Raw genomic sequence first — 24,840 nt, 5'->3', positions numbered from 1 at the left:
GACTCCACAGGCGAGGCCGAGGGCCGGGCGCTACTGCGTATAGAACGTGGCGTCCGCCCGGTCGGTCGCCGTGCTCAGCGCCTGGACGTGCAGCAGGTAGTTGTAGTGCCGAAGGTAGCGGCCCGGGGTGTTGTACGACTCGTAGGAGACGCCCGCCGGGTCCGCCAGGCCGGCCCGGGCGGTGAAGGAGGCGTCTCCGCGGAACTGGGCCGTTCCGTCGTTCTTCTCCACCCACACCTCGTAGTTCCGGTGCCGCAGGTAGTAGCCGGGGAAGTTGGCCGACTCCAGGGAGACCGTGCCGCTGCCGGCGAGACCGGTGACCGTGCGGAACTGCGAGTCGGCCAGCGGGGCGACGTTCGCCTCGATCCTGGCGCGGTACTCCCAGTGCCGGATGAACCGGTCGGGGGCGTTGTACGAGGAGAGCCGGATCGGCGTGAGGCCGTCGGCGACCGGGATGCCGAAGTCGGGTGTGCCGTCGGCCTTCCAGTAGATCTTCTGCACGCGGGTGCGGCGGTTGGGGTCGTTGAGCGGGTCGCCGCTGATGTCCTTGTAGCTGCGGTCGTGGTAGACGAGGATGTCCGACCTGCCGTCCTCGGAGACCGTGAACTGGTTGTGGCCCGGGCCGTATTGGCTGGTCGCCGTGTTGCTGGCGAAGACGGGGTCGGCGGTCTTCACCCAGGACGAGGCGTTCAGCAGGTCGGCGGAGGCGGAGGCGGTCAGCAGGCCCATGCAGTAGTTGGCGTCGGTGGCGCTGGCCGAGAAGGTCATGAAGACCTTGCCGTTGCGCTGGATCACGGCAGGACCCTCGTTGACCCGGTGGCCGATGGTCTCCCAGGCAGCGGTCGGTGTGCTGATCCGGACCGGGGTGCCGGTGATGGCCCAGGGGCTGGACATTCTCGCCAGGTAGAGATTGGTGCCGCTGCCGACGGCGGGGTCGTTCTGCGCCCAGCTGAGGTAGCGGACGCCGTTCACCACGAAGGTCGTCGCGTCGAGCGAGAAGGTGTCCAGCGGCAGTGCGATACGGCCCTTCTCCGTCCAGGTGCCCGTGAGCGGATTGGCGGCGGCGCATTCCAGGACGTAGGGCCGGATCTTCCAGATGTCGTCCGTGGCGCCGGCGGCGAAGTAGACGTACCACTTGCCATTGATGAAGTGGATCTCCGGGGCCCAGATGTGGGCACCCAGCTCGCCGCTGGAGTGCTTGGTCCAGATGGTCGTCTCGGCGGCGGACGCGAGCCCCTGGATCGTGGTGGCGCGGCGCAGGACGATGCGGTCGTACGCCGGCACGGTGGCGGTGAAGTAGTAGAAGCCGTCGGTGTGTTTGAAGATGTGCGGGTCGGCCCGCTGTGCGGCGAGGGTGTTCGTGTACGTGACCCCGGGTGACGCGGGCACGGCGGCGTGGGCCGTCCCGGCCGAGACACCGGCGACGGTGGCGGTGGCCGAGCCGGCGATCATGCCGAGGACCGTTCGACGGGCGAGCTCAGGTCGCACGAGGCACTCCTTCTGGTCGATATCTCGAACGTCATTCGACTGTTCGGCCAGAAGATAGGATCCCCACCCCCCTCCGTCAACGCTTCTGTCAGATCCCGCCACGGCTGTCTGCACGCAGAGGACCGGCAGGCCGGTTCACCTGCCGGTCACGACTGCTCCGCCCTGCGCCCGAACCGTCAGCGGCGCCTGCGAGCGCGACGGATCAGCAACAGCGCCACGAGCGCGCCCGCGGCGGCAAGCAGCGGAGTCCGCTGGTCCCGCGCCACCTGCATGCCCTGTCCGGCCTTCTCGCGGACCGGCTCGGGGGCCTTGTCCCGGGCCAGCTCCGCCATGTGCGCGGCCTTGTCGCGGACCTGCCCGGAGGCCGCCACCGCCTTGGCCCGTACCGGCTCCGGGGTCTTGTCCTGCACCGTGTGGGCCGCGTGTGCGGCCTTGTCCCGCAGCTGAGCCGTGACCTGGGTGGTCTTCTCGGCGACCTGCTGCTTGACGGCGGTGGTCTTCTCCTGGGCCCGGGTCTTGACGTCGGTCTTCGCCGCGAGGGCCTCGACGGTCTCGCCCAGTTCCGCGCGGGTCGCTTCGACCTGCTCGCGCAGCTCGGCCGGGGAAGGTGCCTTCTCGTCGCCCGTGTGCGGCTTGTCTGGAGTCATCGTTGTGCCTTCTCCTTGATCTCGGCCACATCCGCCTTGATGCTGTCCATGGCCTGTTCGGGCTTCGCCGGGGTCGCCTTGTCGATCTGCTTCTTGCCGAGCACCGCCATCACCGCGGTGATGACGGCCAGGACGCCGGTGACGATCAGAGCCGCCAGCCACACATCCATGGCCTGCGACAGCGCGGCGATCGCGGTGGCCACCAGTGCCTGGAGGGTGAGCACCCCCATCAGCCCGGCGCCGCCGAACAGGCCGCCGCCCTTGCCGAACCGCTTGCCCTTCTGGCTCATCTCCGCCTGTGCCAGGCGCATTTCGTCGCGGACCAGTTGCGACAGCTGCTGCGAGGCGCGCTGGACCAGCTCACCCACTGGTTCCTGCGTCTCGGCACCTGGGCGGTGGGCGCTGTCTGCTGTCATGGCTGCTCACCTGTCCTTCGTCGGCTTGCCCGGCAGGCCCGGTGCGCGCCGTGGTCCGTACTCGTACGGCTGCGGCCTGCCCGCTGGTCTGATCGGACGTCCGGGTACCCCAGCGGGACACACGTCACCGCTTCTCAGCGGACGGATCGCCACAGCAGCCGCGGAGCGCTCCGGACCAGGGCGGCCGCACCCAGTCCGATCAGGCCCCCGGCCACCACGTCGGAGGGGTAGTGCGCTCCGCTGTACACGCGCTGCGCGGACACCAGCACCGCCATCACCCCGCAGGCGGCGCCGGCGGCCGGCCACGGCGGCGCGACGGCGCCCGCGAAGCCGACGGCCGCCGCGGTGTGCCCGGAGGGGAAGGAGGAGCTGTCCGGGCGGTCCTCGAGTTCCTCCGGCGGCACCCACTCCCGCGGGGGGCGGCGCCGTTCGTACAGCTGCTTGGCGACCGCATTGGAGAGCACCTCTGCCGTCGCCATGGCGGTGATTCCCGCTACGGCCGCCGTACGGCCGCGCCACCCGCCGAAGGCGGCCAGCGCCGCGGCCGTCGCCCACCACAGCTTGGTGTGCTCGGCCGCCTCCTGCACCGCGGGCGAGGCCCGCCGCAACCAGGGCGGCCCGCACCCGATCACCCTCCTGGCCAGCAGATGATCCCCGTCGCGCAGATCCGTCATCGTCACCATGACCAGCCGACTTCCCTCCAAAGGCGTCGTCATACGGCTCGGCCGCCGCCGGACCTGTCCAGAACCCCGCGCCGGGTCCGGGACGAGGCCCGCGGCGGCGGCCGCGACCTCAGGTTTCGAGACGGCGGCGGTCCTCCTCGTCCCACTTGCGGGTGTCACGCGGTTCGACATACGGCTCGTCCCCGGCGTCGTGACCACCTGCCACAGCACGCTGGCGGGCCATCTCCGCGTCGAACTCCAGGCCCAGCAGGATCGCCAGATTCGTGATCCACAGCCACACCAGGAAGATGATCACGCCGGCGAAGGTGCCGTACGTCTTGTTGTACGAGCCGAAGTTCGCCACGTAGAACGCGAACCCCGCCGAGGCGACCAGCCAGATCAGTACCGCGAGGAGACTGCCCGGCGTGACCCAGCGGAAGCCGCGCACCTTGGCGTTCGGCGTCGCCCAGTACAGGATCGCGATCATGGTGGTGACCAGGATCACCAGCACCGGCCACTTCGCGATCGACCACACGGTCAGCGCCGTGTCCCCGACACCGAGGACGGAGCCGACCTCCTTGGCCAGGCTGCCGGTGAACACGACGATCACCGCGCTGAGCACGGCAATGACCATCAGGACCACGGTCACGCCGAGGCGGACGGGCAGCACCTTCCACACCGGCCGCCCCTCGGGGACGTCGTAGACCGCGTTGGCCGTCCTGATGAACGCGGCGACATAGCCGGAAGCCGACCACACCGCCAGCGCCAGACCCACGATCGCCATGATCGAGCCGAGCCCCGCGTTGCCCTGCATCTGCGTCACCGCATTGGTCAGGACATCTCGCGCCGCGCCCGGGGCCAGCTTCTGGATGTTGTCCAGCACCTGCTGCGACGCCGACTGCCCGACGACTCCGAGCAGTGAGATCAGCGCCAGCAGCGCCGGGAACAGCGCCAGGATCCCGTAATAGGTCAGGGCCGCGGCCCGGTCGGTCAGCTCGTCCTTTTTGAACTCCTTCAGGGTGCCTTTCAGCACAGCCATCCAGGAGCGCTTGGGCAGGTCGGTCGGAGTGTCCGGCGCCTGCTCTTCCACCTGATCGTTCGGCCCGGCCTGGGGTGCCTGCGCGGTGTCGGCCGTCTGGTCGGTCGTCCCGTGCTCGCCGTGCCTTCCATGCCGTCTGAGAGTCCGTGCCATGCGGCCCCGAGTAACCCCTCGGGCACCACCCCACACACGACGTCCCAGCTGGTCAGCTCAGCACCTTCAGCACCGCCAGGGAGATCCGAGCCACCGTCGGCCCGGGATCCTCCCCCGGGAGGAGCAGATGGCTGATGGTCATCCGTACGGTGATGTCGGTCGCGAGGGCGACAAGGTCCTCGTCCCGGTCGGGGAAGCGCTCCGTGAGCCATGCGCGCAGCAGGACCTGGGCGGCGTCGAAGATCGGGTCCGCGCGTGCGGTGAGGTAGGGCAGCAGGCTGTCGGACCCCTCCCTGGCCGCCATGACCACAGCGCGGATGAGCGGGTTGCGGTGGGCCTCCGTGAGGACGAAGAAGACAGCGCTCTCCAGCGAAGCACGGGGATCCGGGAGCCCGGGGTAGAGGGTCAGGGAGACGCTGTGCAGAAACTCGTGCGTCTCCCTGATCACCAGGGCACGGCCCAGGCCCGCACGGTTGCCGAACTCCTTGTACACCGAGGGCCGCGACACCTCGGCCGCCGTCGCGACGGCGGACAGGCTCACCTTGTCCCAGCCCGAGGCGCACGTCAGGTCGCGTGCGGCGTCCAGTACGCGCTGCCTCATGTGCTTGCGCCAGGCGACGCGTGGCGGATCGGGTATCGCTCGGTCGGTGTCAACGTGCTCTGTCCTGTTCATGTGCGCCGCCATGGCCCGAGTCTGGCAGGACCACCTGGCCGCGGATGCTCCGGTGGAGGAACCCGCGGCCAGGTGGTGGGGGCCCGCTGCCCGGGCGGGGGGGGTGCCGGGGCAGCGGGGGCAGGGAGGGGATCCGGGTGCCGTCAGCTGCGCTTGCGGCGGAGCAGGAAGATGATCCCTCCGCCCAGCGCCAGCGTCACGGCGGCCAGTCCGAGGGGTACGGCCACGCCGGCACCGGTCCGGGCCAGCGGTTCGCTGTCACCGGCTGCCCGGGAGTCGTTCCCGCTGCCCGGGCTCGTCTCGTCCGAAGGGCTCCCGCCAGCCGCCTCGGTGGCCGCGGCGCCGGGTGCCTGCGAGGCGTCGGTCCCCGCAGTGGGAGCGGCTCCCGCCCCGGAGGCGGGGGCCTCGCCGGGTGCCGCATCGGCCGCCTTCGCGGCGTACGCCCCGCGGTCGGGTGCGTCGGCGGATCGGCGGGCGCCGGTGATGTCCGTGGTGACCTCGGCCAGTGGCATGCCCGAACCGATGGCGGGAGAGCCTTCGCGCAGCCGGAAGTCGGCGCCGGACCGGGCGCCGGGTTTGACGAACCCGGGGTCGGCGATGATGTCGTGCGAGCCCTTCACCTCGGGCGCCTTGCCGCCGTAGTAGACGTTGTAGTCGTAGAAGACGTCGACGTTCTTGCTTGCGGAGTTGGTGGCCTGGCCCGGGCGGCCGTAGGAGACGTTGTTGAGGAGCCGCACGTCCTTGCTGTCGTGGGCGAAGATGTTGGCGTAGCTCTCCATGCGGGTGCTGCGGCCGTTGTGGTAGGCCGTGTTGTGCAGGATGTCCACGTGCTGGCTCTTGAAGGAGTGGATGCCCGAGCCGCCGTTGTTGTAGGAGACGTTGTTGGCGACCAGGACCCGGCCCTGGTAGTCGGGGCCGCTTTCGCCGGCTTTCGACTTGTCCTTGAGGGTGTCGATGATGATGCCGTTACCGTCCGAGTAGCACTTGCAGCGCTCCCACTTCACCTTCGTCTCGTTGTCGTGGACGGTGTTGTTGGTGACGCGGATCTTGTACTTCCTGGGGTCGCCGCGGTCGATGTCGCGCGCGGCCAGGATCGAGATGCCGCTGGTGGCGAAGACGGTGTACCACGAGGTGGAGTAGACGTGGTTGCGGTCGATCGTCATGTAGTCGGCGCCGCGTGAGCCGATGCCCAGGCCGGGGCAGTGGTGGACGGTGTTGCCGACGATGTCGATGTGGTGGGGTGTGGCGCCCGACGACTTGTTCGGTTCGGCCCAGATGCAGTTGCCGTTGTACTTCCCGTCCTTGGTGCCGGCACCCCGCTCCGCGTCCGCCAGGGACATGGTGGCGCTGCTGCCCTTGACCTCCAGTCCGCGCACCACGATGTGCGCGGCACCGCTGATGCGGATGCCGTTCCACGCGGCGACGGTATGGATGACGGGGCGGTGTCCCGGGTGCGCTTGGAAGGTGATGGGTGCTCCGGGTCGGCCGGAGCGGGAGATCACCAGCACGTCCGAACCGCCCGGGCGCTCCGTGTAGGTGCCGTGCATGATGGAGACGGTGTCCCCGGGGGCGGTGCTGTCAGCGGCCTTCTGCAGGGTGCGGAACGGCTTGGCCGGCGACGTTCCCTGGTTGCTGTCGGAGCCGCTGGGGCTGACGTAATACGTACGGGAAGCGGCCTGCGCCACCGGCGAACCGGCGAGGCCGAGGGGTATCGCCGCGCCGACGAGTACTGCTGACACTGCGTATGCGCCTGTGCGTTTCATTGCTGCCTTTTCTTCGAGGATGCTCGCGCGGACGCCGCTCCGCCCCGGCCCCCACGGGACCGGCTGGAAGACCATGGGTCGCGCAAGACCTCACGAGCGGTCCGGGAAGCAACGCCGATGCACGCGACCGCGGTGCGGGGAGGCACATTGGGATGTCACACCTGGCCTGCGCATGACGATTGCGCCCCTGCGCTCCTCCGGACTCTTCTCTCAGGAGGCGCGGCAGCTCACGATCGCCCGACCGGCAGGCCCTGGCCCCGCGGTCGCGGAATGTCGGCAGCCCGATGCGTCGCCGACTGCCCACCCGCGGCGTCACTCACCCAAGTCCGCTTCGTGGGGGGTGAGTTGCGCAAGTGACGTTGGCAGACTCCGGCTCCGGACGCAAGCCGGAACGAGTTGTCAACGTTCTGACCACCTGTCAGCTCCGCACGGAATTTCACGAAGGTGACATCAAAGGGTTGCGCATTGGCATCGTGGTATACCAGCATGCCGCCATGCCAAGCATCGATTACGAGACACCGGGCACCCCGCCCCCTCCCCCCGCCGCGCTGCCCCCCTTGAGGCAGCCCGCCTCCCGCACGGACCGGGTACGCGACGCGCTGCGGCAAGCGATCCTCGACGGGGCGCTGCCTCCCGGGCGTGCCCTGGTGGAGCGGGAACTCGCCGAGATGTACGGCGTTTCGAAAACCCCGGTGCGTGAGGCGCTCAAGCAGTTGCAGTCGACCGGGCTGGTGGAGATCAACGCCTACCAGGGGGTGAGCGTCCGCAAGCCCGACGACCGGCTGGTGCGGGAGCTGTACACCGCCCGGTGCGCGGCCGAGCCCGAGGCCGTCCGGCTGGCCGCCGAGCAGCGCGGAGCCGCGGTGTATCCCGAGGCGCGGCGCGCGCTCGACGAAGCGGCCGTACTGATCGGGTCCGGGGAGACGCAGGGCCTGGGCATCGCCAACCGGCGTTTCCACCGCGAGCTGTACACCGCCTGCGACAACAGCTTCCTGTGCGGTTTCCTGGACCAGCTGCAGGACCTGACCGCCTTCGTGGCGGGACTGGGCTGGCGGCTGCGGGCGACCTTCGAGGAGGAGGCCGCCGAGCACGCGGCCATCCTGGAGGCCATGGAACAGGGCGACGCCGACCGGGCCGAGCAGCTGACCCGCGCCCATATCCGCAAGGCGCAGCAGACGCTGTCCCGCACGCTCGGGGATGAACGGTGAAGACCGAGATCTTCGCCCACCCGGTGTCGTTCCGCCGCGCACCGCAGGCCGAGGCGGAGCGGTTGCGGTCCGCGGGCGTCGACCGGGTGCGCCTGGCGTACGCCTACCACGGCGGACGCTGGCTGCTGACGACGAGCGACCCGGCGGCCGTAGTGGACTTTCCCGCCGGCCGCTGGTTCGCCCGGCGCGACGACCGCTCCGGCGACGGAACCGGGCTGTCCCTGCCCGTGCTCGGGAACGAGGCGGTGGAGGCGACCACGGCCCTGGTGGCCGCCGGTGTCGCCGTGACGGCCTGGCTGGTGGGGCTCCACCAGTCGGGCCCGGCGACCGCCCGGCCCGACCTGGCCCTGCGCAACGCCTTCGGCCACCCCTACCGGCATGCGCTGTGCCCCGCCCAGCCCGAAGTGGTCGACTACGCCCGCACTTTGGTCGCCGAAGCGGCCGGGCAGCCCGGAGTGAGCGGCCTGGAACTGGAGGCGTTCGGTTACCTGGGCTGGCAGCACCAGAGCGCGCACGACAAGTGCGGGGCGGCACTTCGGCCGGTGGACCGCTGGCTGCTCTCCCTCTGCTTCTGCTCGGCCTGCACCGACCGGTTCGCCGCGGCCGGCATCGACGCCGCCGAGACGGCCGCACGGACCCGGGCCGCCGTGCTCGCCCAGCTGGCCGAACCGCGCCCCGCCGACGGCATCGCACAGGACGCCGTCACCGCGCTGGGCCAGGACCTGCACGACACCGTCCTCGCCGTACGGGCCAACATGACCACCGACCTCGTACGGGCGGCGGCCGAGGGCTCGGCGGGGCTGCCCCTCTCCGTCCGCGCCACCGACGACCGGTACGCCTGCGACGGGAAGTCCTCCGGCGACCTGCGCGCACTGGCGTCCGCCGCCGGCTCGCTCACAGTCACGAATCTGGCCGGGGACGCCTCCGCTCTGCGACACGACATCGTCGCGGCCGGCGAGACGGGGGCCGAGGTGGCTGCCGGCTGGCACTTGGGCGCCGCACGGACCCACACCGAGGAAGAGCTCATCGACATCGCTCTGCAGGCCCGCTCCCACGGAGCCAGCGCCCTCGTCCTCTACGCCTACGATCTCGCCCCCGCACCGCGGCTGGAGTGGTTGCGCCGCCTGCCCCGGGGGCCGGTGGCCGGTGCCCCGGCCACGTACGAAAGGCGGCACGAAAGCCCCCACGACAGCCCGCACGACAGCCCGCACAACAGACAAACGGAGCCGGCAAGATGACCGGATACCTGATACGCCGCCTACTCCAACTCATACCCGTCGTCTTGATCGTGTCACTGGTGCTGTTCCTCCTGCTGCGCCTGATGCCCGGCGACCCCACTCTGGACATCCTGGGCCAGGAGGCCAGCGCCCAAGACCGGGCGGCACTCCGCGCCGAGCTGGGCCTGGACGCCCCCCTATGGCGCCAGTTCACCGACTGGCTCAGCGGCATGGCCCGCGGCGACCTCGGCGCCTCCTGGCTCACCGGCGAAGAGATCGGCACCGTCCTCGGCGAACGGCTCGCCGCGACAGCCGAACTCGGCATCATCGCCCTGCTCTTCGCCCTGTTCATCGGCATCCCCGCCGGAGTGCTCGCCGCCGTGAAACGGCGCACACCCACCGACACCGCGCTCAACTCCGCGGGGCTCCTGGCCCTTTCCGCGCCGCACTTCTACCTGGCGGCCCTGCTCATCCTCGTCTTCGGACTGTGGCTGAAGTGGCTCCCACCCTCCGGCTATGTGCCGTTCACCGAGGACCCGGTGGAGAACCTGCGGCACATGGTGCTGCCCGCGGTCACCATCGGCTCCACCATCGCGGCCGTCACCATGCGCCAGACCCGCGCCGCGCTGCTGGCCGTATTCAACGAGGACTACATCCGCACCGCGGAGGCGAGCGGACTGTCCCGTCGCCGGATCGTCGGCGTCTACGCCCTGCGCAACGCCATCGTCCCCGTGGTGACCGTCGTGGCCCTGCAGATCGGAGCCCTGATGAGCGCCACCGTGGTGACCGAGACCGTCTTCACCGTTCCCGGCATGGGCACGCTGATCGTCAACGGCATCTTCAGCCGGGACCTGCCCGTCGTCCAGGGCGCCGTCCTGATGGTGGTGGTCTTCGTCCTCCTGGTGAACCTGCTGGCCGACCTGATCTACGCGTGGCTCGACCCGCGCATCACGTACTGACAGGAGCGACGATGGCCACCGAAACCCTCACCCCGGCCGCGCGCCGCCCGGTCCTGGACCGGCTGCGCCGCGACCGCCGCGCCCAACTCGCCCTGCCGATCCTGCTGTTGCTGGCTCTGGCCGCCGCTGCCCGGCCGTTCATGACCGAGCGGATGCGGGCCACCGACACCGACAACCTCCTCGCCGGCCCCAGCGCGCAGCACTGGCTGGGCACCGACGAACTCGGCCGGGACGTCCTGGCCCGCATCACCGCCGGGGCACTGGTGACCGCGGAGGTCGCCACCGTCACCGTGGGCGCGGCCCTCGTGGCGGGAACCGTCCTCGGCCTGCTGGCCGGATACCGCGGCGGATGGCTGGACGCCGTCATCATGAGGACGTCCGACGGGCTGCTCGCCTTCCCGCTGCTCGTGCTCGCCCTCACCGTGGTCGCCGCCCTCGGCCCCGGGCTGCGCAACGCCCTCATCGCCATCGCCGTCGTGACCACGCCCCGCTTCGCCCGGGTGGTCCGCGGAGAGGTGCTGTCGCTGCGGACTCGCGAATGGGTCTCGGCCGCGCGCATCGTGGGCGTACCGCAGTCCGCCATCATGCGCCGCCACCTGCTGCCGCACCTGGCGGGCACCCTGCTGGTCTTCGCCGCGCTCCAGGTGTCCACCGCGATCATGGCCGAGGCCGCCCTCAGCTTCCTCGGCCTCAGCGTCCAGCCCCCGCAGCCCAGTTGGGGCGCCATGGTGGCCTCCGGCACCGACCATCTCAGCGCCAGCTGGTCGCTGAGCGTCTTCCCCGGCCTGGCCATCCTCCTCACGGTCGCCGCGTTCAACATGCTGGCCGACGCCCTGCGCGACGCGCTCGACGCGCATCGGCCGCAGCTGACGCCACCGCGCTGACGCGATCGCGCCGCCTGCAGAACAGAACAGCGGCCTGCGCGGTCCTACCGCAACGGAACCACACCCGTGGCGGTCTCACCGCCCACCGAAAGACCACATCCCTCACCGACGCACCAACCCGCGTCCCACCCCTCCGGCGCCCTCTGCCGCGCCTGTCGGCCCACCCGCCAGGGCCCCTAGGAGCGGGCCCCCTCCGGCCCGCCTCCCCCGCACCCCGCACCCCGCACCCGCGATCCGCACAAGGAAGTGCCCTGCCATGCCCCTTTCCTCACGTATCTCCCGGTCCTCCCTCAGCCTGCCACGCCGTGCCGTCCTCGCCGGTGCCGCCGCCACCGCGGCCACCGTCACCCTGTCCAGCGTCTCCGGATGCAGCGGCGACTCCGGTTCGTCCGGTGGCTCCTCCGGCACACTGACCGCGGGATTCGACAACGAACCGGTCACCCTCGACCCGGCGCTCAGCGCCGCCATCTCCTCCGACCGCAACGTGCTCAACCTCTTCTTCGACGCGCTGCTGCGTCAGCTCCCGGACGGAACGTTCGAGCCGGCCCTCGCCACCAAGTGGGACGCCACCGACTCCGCGGTCACCCTCACCCTGCGCGAGGGGGTGAAGTTCCATGACGGGACGCCCTGTGATGCCGAGGCCGTGGTGTTCAACCTGCGCCGGGTGATGGACCCTGCCACCCTCTCCACCAAGGCCGCCGCGCTGGCCAAGGTTGCCTCCGTCGAGGCGGCGGACCCGAAGACCGTGAAGATCACGCTCAAGTCGCCCGACCCCCTGCTGCTCACCCACCTCGCCCACGAAACAGGAATGATCGCCTCCCCCGCCGCGATCAAGAAGCACGGCGCGGACTTCAGCCGCAACCCGGTCGGCACCGGTCCCTTCACCTTCGCCCAGTGGCGGTCCAAGGTGCAGCTGACCGCTGAGCGCAACGACACGTACTGGGCGAAGGCCGCCGACGGCAGCGCCCTGCCGAAGCTGGACAAGGTCATCCTGCGCTTCGTCACCGAGGCCAAGGTGCTGCGCGCCGAACTGTCCACCGGCGGTGTGCAACTGGTGCGCGCGCTGCCCCCGGAGGAGTACAAGCAGCTCAGCGGTGACCAGCGGATCGTCATCAAGGACGGCGGGGTGCGCCGCGCCTACTACGTCGCCCTCAACGTCACCAAGGGCCCCTTCAAGGACCCTGCCGTGCGCGCCGCGTTCGCCCGCGCCGTCGACCGCCGCGCGGTGGGCAAGGCGGCGGCCGGTGACGAGTACGACATCGCCCCGTCCTTCGCGACCTCCTCGGACTGGTTCTACGACGACTCCATCGCGCCGCTGCCCCAGGACCCCGGCAAGGCGCGCCAGGCCCTGGAGGACGCCGGGCTGCGCGGCGAGGTGCCCATCACCGTCGTCGCCCGCCGACGCGCGCCCGACCCCACCATCGCCGAACTGCTGCAGAGCCAGCTCACCGAGGTCGGCTTCGCCCCCAAGGCCGAAGTGCTGGAGTTCCAGACACAGCTGGACCGCATGAAGAACCGGGACTTCGACGCGGCCCTCCTGGTGATCGACATCCCGCGCCTGGACCCGTCGCTGGCGTTCGACCCCTACTTCACCAGCGACGGATCGAACAACTGGTCCGGGCTGGACGACCGCACCCTGGACGCCCTGCTCGCGGACGCCGCCGACACCGGCGACAGGCCGGCGCGCAAGAGGGCCTACGCCGATGCGCAGCGCCGCATCATCGACAAGAACTACTGGGTCTTCCTGCACCAGGCGAAGTCGCCCCTCATCCACAGCAGCCGGCTCAAGGGCGTCCAGCTCGACGTGGACGGCCAGTGGCGGCTCGCCGAAGCCCACCTGGGTGCGTGAGGAACGCACATGTCCCTCCTCGAGATCCAAGACTTGAGCGTCACCTTCAACGGCACCCCGCCCAGTCCGCCGGTGCGCGCTGTGGACAGCGTCGATCTGCACCTGGAAGCCGGCGAAACCCTCGCCGTCGTCGGTGAGTCCGGCTCCGGGAAGACCGTCACCGCCCTGAGCCTGCTCGGGCTGAACCCTCCCGAACCCGTGTGCAGCATCACCGGCTCGATCCGGCTGGACGGCACCGACCTGCGCGCCCTCGACGGCAACGAGTGGCGGGCCGTACGGGGCCGGCGCGTGGCCATGGTCTTCCAGGACCCCAGCTCCGCGCTCAACCCACTGCTCACCATCGGCACCCAGATCGTGGACGCGGTACGGGCCCATGAGCAGCTCACCCGCGAACAGGCCCGCCGACGTGCCGTGGAGGCCCTGGAGCTGGCCCGGATGCCGGAGCCGGAGAGCCGGCTGCGGCAGTACCCGCACGAGCTGTCCGGGGGGATGCGGCAGCGCGCCGCCATCGCCCTGGCCATCGCGGCCCGCCCCCGGCTGCTGATCGCCGACGAGCCGACCACCGCCCTGGACGTCGCCGTACAGGCGGAGATCATGGCGATGCTCCGCTCCCTGTGCGTCGACCTCGGCATGGGGCTGATCCTGATCACCCACGACCTCGGTGTGGTCGCCGAACAGGCCGACCGGGTGGCGGTGATGTACGCGGGCCGGGTCGTGGAGAGCGGCCGGGCCGCGCACGTCCTGAAGCAGCCGAGGATGCCGTACACCCAGGCGCTCCTCGCGGCCACGCCCCGGCTCGACGCCGCCGCCCGTACCCGGCTGGTGTCCATCGAGGGGCAGCCGCCCCGGCTGCGGGACCGGCCCTCGGGGTGCTCCTTCGCTCCCCGGTGCCCCGTCGCCGTGGACGACTGCACGACGACCGCGCCGCCGCTGACCGTCTTCCCCGGAGACCACGCCGCGGCCTGCCTGTTCGCGGACGCTCCGGTGGAACTACCCACCGCACCGGCCGCGGTCGCGAGCGACCCCGAGCCCGTGGCCCCGGCCATCGCCGCGGAGCCGCTGGTGGAGTTCGACGCGGTCGACCTGCGCTATCCGGTCCGCGGCGGGGCCCTGCGCCGGGTCACCGGCCATGTCCACGCCGTCCAGGAGGTCAGCCTGCGGGTCGAGGCGGGCCGGACCCTGGCCCTGGTCGGGGAGTCCGGCTCCGGCAAGACCAGCCTCACGAAACTGCTCCTGCGCCTGGAGCGCCCGTCCGGCGGCACCGTCCGCTACGACGGCATCGACGTCACGCGCCCCGACGCGGCCGGGCTGCGGCGGCTCCAGCGGGAGGTGCAGGTCGTCTTCCAGAACCCCTACGCGAGCCTGGACCCCCGGCTGACCGTGCGGCAGGTCCTGGAGGAGCCCCTGCGGGTGCACGGCCTCGACGCCGACGAGGCCGTCCTCACCGGGCTGCTGCGGGACGTCGGCCTGGACTCCTTCGCCCTGGACCGCTTCCCCTCCGCCTTCTCCGGCGGCCAGCGTCAGCGCATCGCCATCGCGCGGGCCCTGGCCCTGCGCCCGCGGCTGATCGTGTGCGATGAGGCGGTCAGCGCTCTGGACGTGTCGATCCAGGCGCAGGTGCTCAACCTGCTCGCCGACCTCCAGGCGGAGCACGGCATGGCCTACCTCTTCATCACGCACGACCTGGCCGTGGTCCGCTCGGTCGCCCACCGCATCGCGGTGATGCGGCACGGCCGGATCGTCGAGGAGGGCACGGCGGAGGACATCTACGCCGCCCCCGCCCACGAGTACACCCGCGCACTGCTGTCCAGCGCCCCCGGCCGCAACGGCCCCCCGGCGTCCGCCGGCGCCCGGCAGCCCACCGCATCGATCTCGCAGAACATCTCGCAGAACAAGGAACGGAGCCCCCTGTGGCGAAGGTGACCAGGGTCAGCCTGACCTCGATCAACACCCCCCGGCACAACAGCATCACCTGCGGCCACATCCTGGTCGAACTCCACACCGACGACGACTCCCTCGTCGGCGTCGGGGAGATGTCCGACCTCCAGCACCTGCCGCGCTTCCACTTCGACGTGCCGGAACTGGAGGCCACCCTCAACGAGATCCTGGTGGGCCTGGACGCCCTCCAGCTGACCGAGGTCGAACGGCGGCTGGAGGCCAACTTCCCCCAGGCCGGCTACATCTACGACAAGAGCCGGGCCATCAAGTGCGGCGTCGACATCGCCTTCTGGGACCTGGCGGCCAAGCAGCTCGGGGTCCGGGTGTGCGACCTGCTGGGCGGTGCGGTCCGCGAATCCGTCCCCATCGCCTACCCGATCTTCCGGCAGCAGCACGAGGAGGACGTCGAGCGCAACCTCGCCATGGTCGAGCGGCGCATCGCGGAGGGCTTCGAGTTCTTCCGGGTGTACGTGGGGCGCCGGCTGGACCTGGACGAGCGGTTCCTGCGCACCGCCCGCGAACGGTTCGGCGACCGGATCGCCATCAAGTCGCTGGACTTCTCCAACCTGCTGGACGCCAAGGCGGCCTGCAATTTCGCCGAGAAGGTCGCCGACGTGGGCTTCGACCTCGTGGAGGCTCCGGCCCCCAACCACGACGTGCGCGGGCTGGTGTACGCCCGCAACCGTCTGCCCGTACCGATCAGCGAGCACGTCTACGGCTTCCGGTGGGCGCTGGACCTGGTCGCCGCCGACGCGGTCGACGTGTTCAACGTCAGTGTCATCGCGATCGGCGGCATCACCCCGGCCCGGCGCATCTTCGCCATCGCCGAGGCCGCCGGGAAGTCGTGCCTGGTCGGCACCACGCAGGAACTGTCCATCGGGACGGCCGCCGCGGCCCATGTCGCCATGGCGATGGCGCCGGTCACCGTGCCCAGCGACCCCGTCGGCCCACTGCTCTACACCCGCGACGTGGTGTCCGACCCGGTGCGCTACATCGACGGCCGGCTGCACGTGCCGTCGGGCCCCGGCCTGGGCATGCAGCTCGACCCGGAGCTGGTGAAGGCGTCGGCGGGCCCGCTCACCTGGGCCGCCACCAGCGCCGCCGCCGTCGTCGACCGGCAGGAGGTCGCACGATGACGGGCCCCGCCGCTGCAGGGCCCAGCGCGGGCGGACGGTTCGCCGGCCGGGTCGCCCTGGTCACGGGCGGGGCCCGCAACATCGGCCTCGCCATCGCCGTACGGCTGGCCGCCGAGGGTGCCGCCATCGCCGTCAACGGCCCCGACGAGCGGGAGGCCGAAGCGGCGGCGGCAGCACTGCGCGAGGGCGGGGCACGCGCTGTCGCCTGCCCGGCGGACGTCTCCGACCCGGCGCAGGTCGACGCCTGCGTCGCCCGCGCGGTGGAGGTGCTGGGCGGCCTGGACATCCTCGTCAACAACGCCGCCGCGGCGATGCTGGGGCGCGGTCGCCTGCTCGACCTGGATCCGGCGGACTGGGACCGCAGCTTCGCGGTCAACGCCCGCGGAACGTTCCTGTGCACCGTCGCCGCGGCCCGGGTGATGCCGGCCGGCGCGGCGATCGTCAACATCTCCTCCGTCGGCGCGACCCGCGCCCACCGCTCGGCCGTCGCCTACGACGCCTCCAAGGGCGCCGTCGAAGCCACCACCAGGGCCACGGCCCTGGAACTGGCCCCCGTGGGCATCCGCGTCAACGCCGTCGCGCCGGGCCCCGTCATCAACGACCGCTACGAACTGCTGGACGCCGCGCAGAAGCGCGCCCGCGTCCAGCCGGTGCCCCTCGGCCGCATGGGCGACGGTTCCGACGTCGCCGCGGCCGTCGCCTTCCTGGCCTCCGCCGACGCCTCGTTCATCACCGGCCAGGTGCTCACCGTCGACGGCGGGCTGACGGCCCAGATCAGGCCGCCCGGCACCGACCCCAGCCTCGACTCCCCCGCCACCACCCCGGCGCACGCCACCGCCGACCAGCCCTAAGGACCCGCATCATGACCGAGACGCCCCAGGCGCCGCTCAACCCCGACGACCTGGCCGCTCTCCGCGAGGCCAGCACTGCCACCATCACCACGCAGCTGTTCAAGCACGGCCTGCGCAACACCTTCCTCGCCGGCCTCACCCGCGTGACCGCCGACGCGCCGCGCATGGTCGGCGAGGCGTTCACCCTCCGGTACATCCCGGCGCGCGAGGACATCGACATCCTCGACGTGTACGACGACTACGACCACCCCCAGCGCGCCGCCATCGAACAGGTCGGGCCCGGCCAGATCCTCGTCGTGGACTGCCGGGGCGAGGGCCGCGCCGCGTCGGCGGGCAACATCCTGCTCACCCGGCTGTCCGTCCGGGGCGCCGCCGGACTGGTCACCGACGGCACGCTGCGCGACATCGAGGAGATCGGGCGCCTCCCGCTGCCCGTGTACGCCACCGGTGCCGCGGCGATGACCAACCTGGCCCTGCACCACGCCGTCGACCTCCAGGTCCCCGTCGGCTGTGCCGGTGTCGCGGTCTACCCGGGCGATGTCCTGGTCGGCGACGCCGACGGCGTGGTCTGCATTCCCCGCCACCTCGTCGCGGTGATCGCCCGTCAGGCGCGGGAACAGGAGCGGCTGGAGGAATTCATCACCGAGCGGGTCGCCGCCGGTGCACCCCTGCGCGGCACTTATCCCGCGGACGCCGAGACCCTGCGCGCCTACGAGGAGTCCCTCTTCGCCCCGTCCGCCCAGGACTGACCCACCCACTTCCCGCGGCGGGCGGAACCGCCGCGGGCCGGCCGTCCGGCCGGACCAGCCTCCGAGGAAGAAGGCAGGAACACATGGTCACCCCCTCCCCCACCGTCAGGCGGCCCTTCGCCGTCCTGATGGCCGGCGCGCTCGTCGGCGGCCTGATCTCCGTCGCCACCGCCGGTCCGGCCACCGCGGCCGACATCACCGGCGACTTCGACACCACCGCACCCGGCAGCACCCCCGCCGGCTGGCAGGTCACCGGCGCGGCCGGTGATGCCGCCGTGCAGGACGTGCCCGGCACCGTGGACCGGAGCCTGCGGCTGCGGGACACCTCCACCAGCGCCCCGGTCACCGCGAGCACCACCTTCGGCACCACCACCTCGACCGTCGTCGCGGGCTTCCGGCTGCGCGCCGCGCAGACCTCCGCGACGATCGGCGTGCACCTGGACGGCAGCGGCGGACACAGCGTCACCGTCGCCCTGGGCACCGACGGGCGCATGTACACCTACAACGCGGCCGAGCGCGTCGACCTCGGCGCGTACACGGCCGACCGCTGGTACGACATCCGCGTGGTCGCCCACCCGTCCTCGGGCACCGCCGACGTGTGGGTGGACGGCTCGCGCAAGGCCAAGGGCGTGGCGTTCCGGACCGGCACCAGGGCCCTGGGCAGCATCGCGGCCGGTACCTCCACCGCCGGCACGGGCACCGCCTGGCTGGACGACGTCCGCACCACCACCGAGAGCGCCCCGCAGGGCTGGCCCCGCCTCGGGTCCGTCGCCCCGCGCACCGCCTGGGAGGTCGGCGCCTCCCCGCTCATCGTCGGCGCCGAGACCCTCGACCGCGACTACACCGACTACCAGGCCTTCGCGCCCTACCTGGGCAAGCTCGGCGCGACCAGCACCCGGCTCCAGGGCGGGTGGGCGAAGACGGAGAAGACCAAGGGCGTCTACGACTGGACCTGGCTCGACCGGATCGTCGACGACGCCCTCAGCCGGGGCGTCAAGCCCTGGATGCAGCTGTCCTACGGCAACGGCGCCTACACCGGCGGCGGCGGGTCCGGCCTCGGCGGCCATCTGCCCACCTCCCCGGAGGCCCTGGCCGCGTGGGACGCCTGGGTGACCGCCATGGTCAAGCGGTACGAGAACCGGGTCACCGAGTGGGAGATCTGGAACGAACCCAACCTGGCGGGCATCCCCGTCGGCGACTACACCGACTTCTTCATCCGCACCGCCCGGCTCATTCGCGCCGAACAGCCCGACGCGGTGATCTACGGGCTGTCCGAGGCCGGCATCGACGTGCCCTACACCCGGGACTTCCTCGTCCGGCTCGCCGAACGGGGCAGGGCCGACCTCCTGGACGGCATCAGCTACCACCCGTACAACCCCAACCCCGACGACGCGTGGACCTACGGGCAGGTGCAGAAGATCCGGGACCTGATCGCGCAGTACGCGCCCGGGACCGTCCTGCGCCAGGGCGAGAACGGCGCGCCCAGCAGGCCGGGCAGCTTCGGCGCCCTGGGTGACCTCGACTGGACGGAACTCAGCCAGACCAAGTGGGTCCTGCGCCGCGTGCTCAACGACCTCGGACGCGACATCAGCACCAGCGTCTTCAGTATCTCCGACCTGCACTACCCCTCGAAGATCAACAGCAAGGGGCTGCTGCAGACCAACACCGACAAGAGCATCCGCTACGCCAAGCCCTCGTACTACGCCGTGCAGACCGTGGCGTCGGTCCTCGCCGGCACCAAGCCGCTGCCCGGCTACCGTTGGAGCACGACCCCCGACACCCCGCTCACCGTGCAGGCGTTCGCGAAGCGCGACACCGGCCGGCAGATCGTCAGCGTCTGGTCCGGCACGGCCAAGCCCAGCGAGAGCACCGCCCGCACCGCCACCGACCTCACCTTCACCGGCGGGGACTTCGCCGATCCGGTCTACGTCGACGTCCGCACCGGCGCCGTCCACGACATCCCGGCCGCCAACTGGTCGGCGCAGGGCAGCACGTACACCTTCAAGGACATACCGGTGTACGACTCGCCCGTGCTCATCGCGGACCGTTCCGTCATCAAGTTCTAGCGCCCAGCCGGTCCCCGCCCCCGCCGGGCGGGGACCGGCCCAGGAGGCAACCGTGCAAGCCCCTGTCCGAGCCGCGCTGAAGTCGATCGTCGGCGACGCGCACTACCGCGAGGCGGACGGCGACCTCGTTCCCTTCAGCCGGGACGCCACCCCGCTGTTCACCGCACAGCCCGACGCCGTGGTCTTCCCCGCCGACACCCAAGAGGTGTCCGCCATTCTGGAACTCGCCACCCGGCACGGCGTTCCGGTCGTGCCGCGCGGCGCCGGATCCAACCTGTGCGCCGCCACCGTCGCCCTGCGCGGCGGCATCGTCCTGGCCCTCACCCGCCTCGACCGCATCCTCGAAGTCGCCCCGGCCGAACTGCTCGCCCGCGTCCAGCCGGGCGTCACCAGCGCGGCACTCGCCGACACGGCCGCCGGGCGGGGTCTGCTGTGGGCACCCGACCCGGGCAGCCGCACCGTCGCCACCATCGGCGGCACCATCGCCACCAACGCGGGCGGTCTGCGCGGCCTCAAGTACGGCGTCACCCGCGATTACGTCCTCGGCCTGGAGGCCGTCCTGCCCACCGGAGAAGTGATCCGCACCGGCGGGCGCCTGCACAAGGACGTCGCCGGATACGACCTCACCCGCCTGCTCACCGGTTCCGAGGGCACCCTCGCCGTGATCACCGAGGCCACCCTCGCACTGCGCCCCGCACCCCGGACGTCCGGCACCGGAGTCGCCTACTTCCCCGACCTCGCCGCCGCGGGCAGCGCCGTCACCGCGATCATCTCCGACGGCGTACTGCCGGCCACCCTCGAATTCCTCGACCGGTCCTGCATCCAGGCGGTGGAGGACTTCGCCGGACTCGGCCTGCGCACCGACGCCGGCGCGCTGCTCCTCTTCGGCGACGACGGCGAACCCGACGCCGTGACCCGCGCCCTGACCCGGATGAGCGAGGCCTGCGCCGCGCACGGCGCACTGGAGGTCACCACCGCCGCCCAGGTCGCCGAGGCCGCGGCCCTGCTCGCCGCACGCCGCTGCGCCCTGCCCGCCCTGTCCCGGCTCGGCGCGCTGACCATCCTGGAGGACGCGACCGTCCCGCGCCCGCGCATCGCCGAGATGGTGGAGCGCATCGACCGGATCGCCGAGCGGCACGACGTCACCATCGCGACCTTCGGGCACGCCGGTGACGGCAACCTCCACCCCACCTGCGTGATCGGCTCCCCCGACGACACCGAGGCCATCGCCCGGGCGGAACGCGCCTTCGGCGACATCTTCGCCACCGCCATCGAACTCGGCGGCACCATCACCGGTGAACACGGCGTCGGAGCAGCCAAGTTCCCCTACCTCACCGCGCAACTCGGCTCATCACAGGTCGCGTTGCTGCGCCGCGTCAAGGACGCCTTCGATCCGGCCGGCATCCTCAATCCCGGAAAGCTGGGTTCATGACCGACTCCGTCTTCGACCCCGATCTGCTGTCGCGCTGCATCTCCTGCGGCTTCTGCCTGCCCTCCTGCCCGACGTATGCCGCGACCGGGGACGAGGCGTCCTCGCCGAGGGGCCGGATCAACCTCATGCGCGCCCTCCAGAACGGCGACCTCGACCCTTACGACCCCACACTGCAGGAGCAGTCCTCGCAGTGCCTGGGCTGCCGCGCCTGCGAACCGGTGTGCCCGGCGGGGGTCGAGTACGGGCAGCTCCTCGAACAGTGGCGCGACCACCAGTGGAAGGGCCGCAGACAGCCGCTGCCGGCGCGGGCCCTGATGCTGGCGGCCCGGATGCGTCCCGTCTTCCGCCCCCTGGGCCTGGTGCGCAGAGCAGCCCGCGGCAGGCACCGGTCGTCGAAGGCCTCCGCAGCTTCGGTGTCCCTCATGCTCGGCTGCTTCGAACGGGTCCTGTTCCCGAAGGTCAGCCGTGCGGCCCGGGCCTTGGTGCCCGGCGCCGCCGTCCCCGCCGGCCAGGGCTGCTGCGGCGCCCTGCACGCCCACAACGGAGACACGGCAGCCGGCGAACGCCTCGCGCACCGCCTCGGGGACGATCTGCCCGGCACCATCGTGACCACGTCCGGAGGCTGCGCCGCCCACCTGTCCTCGGTCCTCGGCCCGGAGCGAGTGCGCGAACTCTCCGCGCACCTGGCCGACCGCGGCGCGTCGGGCGAACTGCGCGTGGACGGACGGCGGGCGCGCGTCGCCCTCCAGGACTCCTGCCACCTGCGCAACGGCCTCGGTGTGTGGCAGCAGCCCCGCGACCTGATCGGCCAGGTCGCCGACTACGTCGAGCTGCCCTCCGCCGCCACCTGCTGCGGGGCGGCGGGCACGTACTCCCTGCTCAGGCCCCGCGAATCCCGCCGCATCCTCGACGCGAAGGTCCGGGAGATCGAGGCCGCCGGCGTCGACTACGTCGCCGCGGTCAACCCCGGCTGCCTGCGCCAACTGCGCACCGGTCTGCGCCGCGCCCGCTCCCGGGTGAAGGCCGTGCACATCGCCGAACTACTCGCCGAAGCAGCGGACAACGGGCCCCGGTGACGGGCCCCCACCTCAGTCGACCCACCGAGAGGCAGCACATGTCTTCCCGCACCACGGCGCCGTCACAGGACGCCGCCACGGCCACCGCCCGCGCCGCGGCCCAGGCCCACGCGGCCGCCCCGGCCCTCGCCGGCCTCCCCCTGCCCGAGCGAGCCGCGCTCCTGCGCGGCCTGTCCCACACACTGGGCGAGAACGCCGCCCACCTCGCGGCCGTCGCCGAGGACGAGACCCGGCTCGGGGTGGACCGCCTGCGCGGCGAAATACGGCGTACACAGGCGCAGTTGGAGATGTTCGCCGACGTGGCCGAGGCGGGCGCTTTCCTGGACGTCATGATCGACCCGCCCGACCCCTCGGCGCAGCCCGCACCCCGGCCCGACATCCGCCGCATGCTGGTGCCGCTGGGGCCGGTCGCGGTGTTCTCGGCCTCCAACTTCCCGTTCGCCTTCTCCGTGCTGGGCGGTGACACCGCAAGCGCGCTCGCCGCGGGCTGCCCCGTGGTGGTCAAGGCGCACGAGGGACACCCCCGGCTCTCCGACCTGACCGGTGAACTGGCCGCCGAAGTCCTCCCGGCCGGCGTCCTGTCCGTCGTCCACGGCCGCGAGGAGGGCCGGAGCCTGGTCACCCATCCCGCCATCCGCGCGGTCGGCTTCACCGGCTCCACCGCCGGTGGCCGCGCCTTGTTCGACCTGGCCGGTAGCCGTCCAGACCCGATCCCCTTCTACGGCGAACTCGGCTCTGTGAACCCGGTGGTGGTCACCCCGGCGGCCTGCGCGGCACGCGGCGCGGACATCGTCCGCGAGTACATCGCCTCGGTCTCCCTGGGCCAGGGACAGTTCTGCACCAAGCCGGGCCTGCTCTTCCTGCCGGCCGAGCACGCCTTGGAGGACCATCTCCGCCGGGCCGTCGCGGCTGTCCCCCCGGCCCCCCTACTGGGCTCCTGGATCAGCACCGCCTACCGCGCGACCCTCGAAGAACTGGCCACGCACCCGGCCGTACGTTCCGTACACCGTGCGCCAACCCCGGACGACGCGAGGGCGTCCGTCCCCGCCCTCCTCGCCACCACGGCCGAGTCCGTACGGGCGCACCCCGAACTCCTCCAGGAGTGCTTCGGCCCGGCCTCGCTGATCATCACGTACACCACGACGGAAGACCTGCTGGCCACCCTGCACACCCTGCCAGGCAGCCTCACCGCGACCGTCCACGGCCAGGAACACCAGGACGAGCCCCTGGCCCGTCTCCTGGCAGCCGCCCTGCACACCGGACGCCTGATCTGGAACGGCTGGCCCACCGGCGTCGCCGTGACGCCCGCCATGCACCACGGCGGCCCGTGGCCGGCGACGACCTCCCCCCTGCACACCAGCGTCGGCAGCAGGGCCATCACGCGCTGGATGCGCCCGATCGCCTATCAGAACATGCCGGAGCAGCTGCTGCCGGCCCCGCTCCAGCGCGCCAATCCCTGGAACGTCCCGCAGCAGGTGGACGACGCCCGGCGTACCGTCCCACCAGGACGCGCGGCCTCCTGACGGGGGCCGCGGCCGGGGGCTCACACCGACGCGCGTGCCACGAACTCCGCCTTGACGTGCACCGTCTTGTGCACCTTGCGGCCGTCGAGGCGCTCGGTGAGGAGCCGCGCCGCCGCTCGGCCGACCTCGGCCGCCGGGTAGCGGATGGTGGTCAGCTGGGGGCGCACCAGGGACGCGAAGGAGGCGTCGTCGTGGCCGATCAGGGCGACATCGCCGGGGATGTCGATGCCGAGTTCGTGCGCCTTGTCCAGGGCGCCGACGGCGATCACGTCATTGCCGCAGAAGACCGCGTCGGGGCGGTAGCGGCGGTTCATGAGCTCGCCGAAGCCGGCCGCCCCGGCTTCCCGGGTGTGCTCGCCCCTGACCACCAGGTCGTGGGGAAGCGACATGCCGAACTGCAGGGCCACGGCGCGCAGGTGCTGCAGCCGGGGATCCCCGCCGGTGGCGTCCCGGGGACCGGCGATCATGGCGATGCGGCGTCGCTGCGCCGCGGCCACCCGTTCCAGCGCGCGCCGGGTCGCCACGCGCGCGTCGGGCGTGACGAGGTCGATCGGGCCGAAGGAGACGTCAGCGCTCACGACGACGGGCATACCGGCGTCGACGAGCGGCTTGAAGTCGTCCGGGTTGAGCCGGAACGGGGTGATGATGACACCGGCGAAGCGCTGCTGGAGCGCCTCGGCCAGCAGGGCGCGCTCCTCGTCCTGGCGGGCGCGGGTGTTGCAGACGACGACGTGCAGTCCGAGGCCGCGCAGTTCTTCCTGCAGGGTGGCCGCGAGCTGCGCGAAGAAGGGGTTGGCGATGTCCGGCACGATCAGTGCCACCAGGCTCGACCGGCCGGTCCGCAGACTGCGCGCGGTGACGTCGACGGTGAACGACAGCTCCTCGATCGCCGCTTCCACCGCGGCCCGGGTCTCGGGCGCCACCGGCCGCTTGCCGGAGAGCACGTAGGAGACCGTGGCCGACGACACTCCTGCCGCACGGGCGACATCGGCCATCGTGACCCGTTCTCGCACCACTCACGCTCCCTTCGACGGACACCCTACTTCACGTGCGGTTCCGTCGAGAGAGCGCTCTCCGCGGGGTGGTCCGGCCGACGATTCCGGCCCGCTTT

The 24,840-nt window shown here is 71.8% G+C and carries 21 protein-coding genes; 13 read left to right on the top strand and 8 right to left on the bottom strand.

Annotated features, from left to right (window positions below):
• Nucleotides 1-30: 30 nt before the first annotated feature.
• The 7 genes from ACFYW5_RS27035 to ACFYW5_RS27005 form a co-directional block, all read right to left on the bottom strand.
• Complete coding sequence (locus tag ACFYW5_RS27035) at nt 31-1,452, bottom strand: family 43 glycosylhydrolase (RefSeq protein ID WP_389419833.1); 1,422 nt, start codon at nt 1,450-1,452, stop codon at nt 31-33.
• A gap of 212 nt (nt 1,453-1,664) precedes the next feature.
• Entirely contained in the window at nt 1,665-2,135 is a 471-nt protein-coding gene (locus ACFYW5_RS27030; protein ID WP_389419682.1) for a DUF3618 domain-containing protein, read from the bottom strand.
• The gene (locus ACFYW5_RS27025) at nt 2,132-2,551 is read right to left on the bottom strand and encodes a phage holin family protein (RefSeq protein ID WP_389419681.1); all 420 of its coding nucleotides are present in this window, start codon (nt 2,549-2,551) and stop codon (nt 2,132-2,134) included. The genes ACFYW5_RS27030 and ACFYW5_RS27025 overlap by 4 nt, the downstream gene beginning before the upstream one ends.
• 134 nt (nt 2,552-2,685) lie before the next feature.
• Nucleotides 2,686-3,234 carry a phosphatase PAP2 family protein gene (locus tag ACFYW5_RS27020; protein ID WP_389419680.1) on the bottom strand — a complete coding sequence of 183 codons (549 nt, stop codon included), beginning with the start codon at nt 3,232-3,234 and terminating at the stop codon, nt 2,686-2,688.
• Between the two features lie 109 nt (nt 3,235-3,343).
• Nucleotides 3,344-4,405 carry a YihY/virulence factor BrkB family protein gene (locus ACFYW5_RS27015; RefSeq protein ID WP_389419679.1) on the bottom strand — a complete coding sequence of 354 codons (1,062 nt, stop codon included), beginning with the start codon at nt 4,403-4,405 and terminating at the stop codon, nt 3,344-3,346.
• A 52-nt stretch (nt 4,406-4,457) separates the two neighbouring features.
• On the bottom strand, nt 4,458-5,006 hold the full coding sequence (locus ACFYW5_RS27010) for a TetR family transcriptional regulator (protein WP_389419678.1): 549 nt from the start codon (nt 5,004-5,006) through the stop codon (nt 4,458-4,460).
• Nucleotides 5,007-5,221: 215 nt separating this feature from the next.
• Entirely contained in the window at nt 5,222-6,817 is a 1,596-nt protein-coding gene (locus ACFYW5_RS27005; protein ID WP_389419677.1) for a choice-of-anchor Q domain-containing protein, read from the bottom strand.
• A gap of 518 nt (nt 6,818-7,335) precedes the next feature.
• Here ACFYW5_RS27005 and ACFYW5_RS27000 point away from each other — a divergent pair.
• The 13 genes from ACFYW5_RS27000 (at nt 7,336) to ACFYW5_RS26940 (ending at nt 23,729) form a co-directional block, all read left to right on the top strand.
• Nucleotides 7,336-8,049, top strand: a complete 714-nt coding sequence (locus tag ACFYW5_RS27000; RefSeq protein ID WP_389419676.1) for a GntR family transcriptional regulator — start codon at nt 7,336-7,338, stop codon at nt 8,047-8,049.
• Nucleotides 8,046-9,287: a hypothetical protein gene (locus ACFYW5_RS26995; RefSeq protein WP_389419675.1), complete on the top strand. Its 1,242-nt coding sequence runs from the start codon at nt 8,046-8,048 to the stop codon at nt 9,285-9,287. Before ACFYW5_RS27000 ends, ACFYW5_RS26995 begins: the two co-directional genes overlap by 4 nt.
• Nucleotides 9,284-10,225 carry an ABC transporter permease gene (locus ACFYW5_RS26990; RefSeq protein ID WP_389419674.1) on the top strand — a complete coding sequence of 314 codons (942 nt, stop codon included), beginning with the start codon at nt 9,284-9,286 and terminating at the stop codon, nt 10,223-10,225. Before ACFYW5_RS26995 ends, ACFYW5_RS26990 begins: the two co-directional genes overlap by 4 nt.
• A gap of 11 nt (nt 10,226-10,236) precedes the next feature.
• A complete protein-coding gene (locus ACFYW5_RS26985) occupies nt 10,237-11,109 on the top strand; it encodes an ABC transporter permease (protein ID WP_389419673.1) in 873 nt (290 codons plus the stop codon).
• A 256-nt stretch (nt 11,110-11,365) separates the two neighbouring features.
• Nucleotides 11,366-12,958, top strand: coding sequence for an ABC transporter substrate-binding protein (locus ACFYW5_RS26980; protein ID WP_389419672.1), 1,593 nt, complete (start codon nt 11,366-11,368; stop codon nt 12,956-12,958).
• 9 nt (nt 12,959-12,967) lie between these two features.
• Entirely contained in the window at nt 12,968-14,881 is a 1,914-nt protein-coding gene (locus ACFYW5_RS26975; protein WP_389419671.1) for a dipeptide ABC transporter ATP-binding protein, read from the top strand.
• Entirely contained in the window at nt 14,869-16,032 is a 1,164-nt protein-coding gene (locus ACFYW5_RS26970) for a mandelate racemase/muconate lactonizing enzyme family protein (protein ID WP_389419670.1), read from the top strand. The genes ACFYW5_RS26975 and ACFYW5_RS26970 overlap by 13 nt, the downstream gene beginning before the upstream one ends.
• Entirely contained in the window at nt 16,029-16,883 is an 855-nt protein-coding gene (locus tag ACFYW5_RS26965; RefSeq protein ID WP_389419669.1) for an SDR family NAD(P)-dependent oxidoreductase, read from the top strand. Before ACFYW5_RS26970 ends, ACFYW5_RS26965 begins: the two co-directional genes overlap by 4 nt.
• Before the next feature lie 11 nt (nt 16,884-16,894).
• A complete protein-coding gene (locus tag ACFYW5_RS26960; protein WP_389419668.1) occupies nt 16,895-17,632 on the top strand; it encodes a ribonuclease activity regulator RraA in 738 nt (245 codons plus the stop codon).
• An 83-nt stretch (nt 17,633-17,715) separates the two neighbouring features.
• Entirely contained in the window at nt 17,716-19,698 is a 1,983-nt protein-coding gene (locus ACFYW5_RS26955; protein WP_389419667.1) for a hypothetical protein, read from the top strand.
• 52 nt (nt 19,699-19,750) lie between these two features.
• Nucleotides 19,751-21,130 (top strand): FAD-binding oxidoreductase, encoded by a 1,380-nt coding sequence (locus ACFYW5_RS26950; protein ID WP_389419666.1) that lies wholly within the window; start codon nt 19,751-19,753, stop codon nt 21,128-21,130.
• The gene (locus tag ACFYW5_RS26945; RefSeq protein ID WP_389419665.1) at nt 21,127-22,206 is read left to right on the top strand and encodes a (Fe-S)-binding protein; all 1,080 of its coding nucleotides are present in this window, start codon (nt 21,127-21,129) and stop codon (nt 22,204-22,206) included. The genes ACFYW5_RS26950 and ACFYW5_RS26945 overlap by 4 nt, the downstream gene beginning before the upstream one ends.
• 38 nt (nt 22,207-22,244) lie before the next feature.
• Nucleotides 22,245-23,729, top strand: a complete 1,485-nt coding sequence (locus tag ACFYW5_RS26940; protein ID WP_389419664.1) for an aldehyde dehydrogenase (NADP(+)) — start codon at nt 22,245-22,247, stop codon at nt 23,727-23,729.
• 20 nt (nt 23,730-23,749) lie between these two features.
• Here the strand turns inward: ACFYW5_RS26940 and ACFYW5_RS26935 are convergent, their stop codons facing one another.
• Nucleotides 23,750-24,742, bottom strand: a complete 993-nt coding sequence (locus tag ACFYW5_RS26935; RefSeq protein ID WP_389419663.1) for a LacI family DNA-binding transcriptional regulator — start codon at nt 24,740-24,742, stop codon at nt 23,750-23,752.
• Nucleotides 24,743-24,840: the final 98 nt, after the last annotated feature.

It is taken from the genome of Streptomyces sp. NPDC002779 (genome assembly GCF_042888685.1).
Classification (GTDB): domain Bacteria; phylum Actinomycetota; class Actinomycetes; order Streptomycetales; family Streptomycetaceae; genus Streptomyces.
The sequence above is the reverse complement of the archived record's forward strand: the minus strand, read 5'-3'. Positions and strand labels throughout refer to the sequence as shown.